The following is a 3,051-nucleotide window of genomic DNA, read 5'->3' as shown; positions in this document are numbered from 1 at the left end:
AGGTACGACGCTGCCGCTGTTCGTCTATGTGATGCGGCTGACGGTACAGTCGGTGATCCGGGCCGGTTATGCAGTTGTCGGATGCATCATTATCCTGCTGATCAGCGGGCCCTCGCTGACGCCTGCGTGGCTGTGGTCGCTTGCTGGACTGCTGTTGATCTTGTTGACCACACCAGCCCTCATCACGGTCTTCGCGTTTTTGGGCGCATTCTTTCCAGATAGCGAATTCATCGTCGGCAATCTGATGCGCGTTGGGATGTTCTTCACACCCGTCTTTTGGGTCTATAATGGCCAAGACGCTATACAGAGATACTCCTATCTCTGGAACCCGTTCTCTTACTTCCTGGACGTTGCGCGCATTCCGATCCTCGGGGGTGAGTTTCCGAGTAACGCCTTCGCCATCACCGGCGCCACAGCGTTGGTCACGTGGACGATCGCGCTGCTGCTGCTTGGCAGCTACCGCCGCCAGGTCGTCTTTTTGATTTGAGTTTGTGATGGTTTCCATAAAGCTGGACAACGTCAGCCTGATCTACAAGCTGCACGAAAAACTGACGCTTTCGGCGCCGGATCGGCGTTTAAGCGCGACTGGCGGTCGAATAGAAGGCTCCGGCCGAAAGCAGTTTGTTCAGGCGCTCGACGGCGTCGGTTTCGAACTCAAGGCCGGCGACCGGCTTGGTCTTGTCGGCCCGAACGGAGCCGGTAAGACAACACTGCTGAAGGTCCTCTACGGCATTTACGAGCCTTCCGGAGGGAGCGTCGCGATCGAAGGTAAGGTCGACGCTCTTTTCAACATCAACATAGGGTTTCGCCGCGAAGCGACCGGCCGCCGCAACATTGTGTTGCGGGGCTTGATCAACGGATGGTCGGAAGCCGAGATTGAAGAAAAGATGGAAGACATCATTGCCTTCAGCGAGCTCGGCGATTTCATCGACCTGCCTTTCAAGGCCTATAGCCAGGGTATGGCGGCGCGGCTCGCCTTTTCGGTGGCGACGGCGCTCGACCCCGAAATCCTGCTCATGGACGAATGGATCGGGGCGGGGGATGCCTCTTTCCAGGAAAAGGCCAAGAAGCGCATGGATGAACTGGCCGAAAAGGCAGGCATAATCGTTCTGGCGAGCCACAGCGAGAGTCTTATTCAAAGCGTGTGCACGAAGAGGCTAACGCTCAAAGGCGGCCGAGTGGAGTCGCTGACAGCGGTGCCGGTCAAACCTGTCGAGGCCGCGTTGGCCCGCCCCTAAAGCATGCCTCCCGAAAATGGGGACCGGTTTCGAGATAAAGAACATGCGTAAAATCAAGGACCTTAAAGCGCATGGGAGCGCATCCGAAGGATCGCGACGCGCTTTAGGCTTGCAACGTTTTGCAAAATGACGCGTAGCTGTTGCGGCTAGGCCGGAATCTCAATAGTTGTGCCCGTGGTTCCGGCTTTCCATTCTGCCCGTGACGGCAGTATCTCAGATACTTTATATTAGAACTACCTGAATTTTCTGGGTGTTTTGCAGTTCGAGCAGGCCGGGATCAATAAAGATACGCTGTTGAGTTGTTGATGACGAAGCCGAATGCCGTTCCGATGAACGATCTCAAGCGCCTGTATCAGCGCTACGAGGTCAAGATTGCGCGCGAAGTAACGAGCACGTTGCAATCCGGATGGTGGCTCAATGGCGCGGCCGGGAAGCGATTCGCGGCAAACTTTGCGAAATTTGTGGGAGCCTCTGACTGCATCCTCGTCGCCAACGGAACAGACGCCCTCGAGCTTGCTCTGCGCTCGGTCGTCGGGCTCAACGCTTCGCATGGACGCGAGGTGATCGTGGCGGCCAATGCCGGGGGATATGCCAGTTGCGCCTGCTGGCACAACGACCTCGTTCCACACTATGTCGACATCGAACCCGCCAGCCAGCTTGCAAGCATCCAAGCGGTGCTGGAGGCAGTGGGTGCCGACACCGCTGCGATCGTCGTTACCCACCTTTACGGAGGTGTGGTCGATGTTCCCGCTATCCGGGCAGGACTTATCGATGTGGGCATGTCGCACATACCGGTCATCGAGGACTGCGCCCAGGCACATGGTGCACGCATCGGGGATGAAACGGTCGGATCGCTTGGTGACATCGCCACTTTCAGCTTCTATCCGACCAAGAATCTCGGCGCGATGGGGGATGGCGGCGCGGTCCTAACCTCCAATCCCAGGCTGGCAGACCGCGTTCGTCAGCTTCATCAATATGGCTGGAGCTCCAAATATCATGTGGGATTGCCGGGAGGGCGCAACTCCCGCATGGATGAGGTCCAGGCCGCGATTTTGGATATCCTTCTTCCGGATTTGAACAGTCGCAATGAACAGCGCCGCGCCATCCTCGACCGATTCAAGTCTGCTGCCGGGAGCCGGCTCCGGTTCGTCGACGGAGGCAGCGGCGCCGTCGCGCACCTTGCGGTCCTACTCTGCGACGATCGGGATGCATTCCGGGTGTTCATGAAGGCCCGCGGAGTCGATACCGATGTCCACTATCCCGTACTCGATTGCGATCAGGCTGGCTGGGCTGACCTGCCCATGAAAGGGACCCAAAATCTCGCGGTCTCCAGGGCAAGTATCGGTCGTCTTTGTTCCCTTCCGTGCCACCCAGACCTGACGAGCGACGAGATCGAGCAAGTGTGCAAGGCTCTCGGTGAATGGGAGGCATTGTGACGGCGCGCTCCATCGTCTTTCCCATCTATCGAAACGAGGCGAATATCCCCGCCCTGATGCAGGCAGTTGCCGGCTTTCACGGCAGGTATAGGGGCGATATCGAGTTTGTCTTCGTTATTGATGGATCGCCAGATGCATCCGGCGCGCTGCTGGTCACGGCTTTGAAGGATACCGGCTACGACTACAAGATCATCTTTCACAGTCGGAACTTTGGCTCCTTTACCGCCATTCGGACCGGGCTTGAGCATGCATCGGGCAACTATGTGGCTGCCATGGCGGCCGACCTTCAAGAGCCGCCGGAACTGATTGTCGAGTTCTTTTCGATATTGGAGAAAGACGCTGCGGACGTCGTCTTCGGCCGCAGAGCGGGGCGAGAC

At 57.8% G+C, this 3,051-nt stretch carries 3 protein-coding genes and 1 pseudogene; all 4 read left to right on the top strand.

Annotated features, from left to right (window positions below; translation table 11 throughout):
* Positions 1-487, top strand: a pseudogene (locus tag EOA24_RS41990) (ABC transporter permease); the annotation flags it as partial.
* A 7-nt stretch (positions 488-494) separates the two neighbouring features.
* Complete coding sequence (locus tag EOA24_RS32445) at positions 495-1,238, top strand: ABC transporter ATP-binding protein (RefSeq protein ID WP_126078435.1); 744 nt, start codon at positions 495-497, stop codon at positions 1,236-1,238.
* A gap of 305 nt (positions 1,239-1,543) precedes the next feature.
* Positions 1,544-2,674, top strand: a complete 1,131-nt coding sequence (locus EOA24_RS32440) for a DegT/DnrJ/EryC1/StrS family aminotransferase (RefSeq protein WP_126078436.1) — start codon at positions 1,544-1,546, stop codon at positions 2,672-2,674.
* Positions 2,671-3,051, top strand: a 381-nt coding sequence (locus EOA24_RS32435) for a glycosyltransferase (protein WP_189354412.1), incomplete at its 3' end; no start/stop codon positions are given. The genes EOA24_RS32440 and EOA24_RS32435, both read left to right, overlap by 4 nt.

The sequence above is a fragment of the Mesorhizobium sp. M2A.F.Ca.ET.039.01.1.1 genome, assembly GCF_003998035.1.
Lineage (GTDB): Bacteria > Pseudomonadota > Alphaproteobacteria > Rhizobiales > Rhizobiaceae > Mesorhizobium.
This window is presented reverse-complemented; position numbering and strand designations above follow the sequence as displayed.

Coding starts and splice junctions, on each gene's coding strand:
- EOA24_RS32445 (WP_126078435.1), top strand. CDS start 495: ATGGTTTCCATAAAGCTGGACAACGTCAGCCTGATCTACAAGCTGCAC.
- EOA24_RS32440 (WP_126078436.1), top strand. CDS start 1,544: ATGACGAAGCCGAATGCCGTTCCGATGAACGATCTCAAGCGCCTGTAT.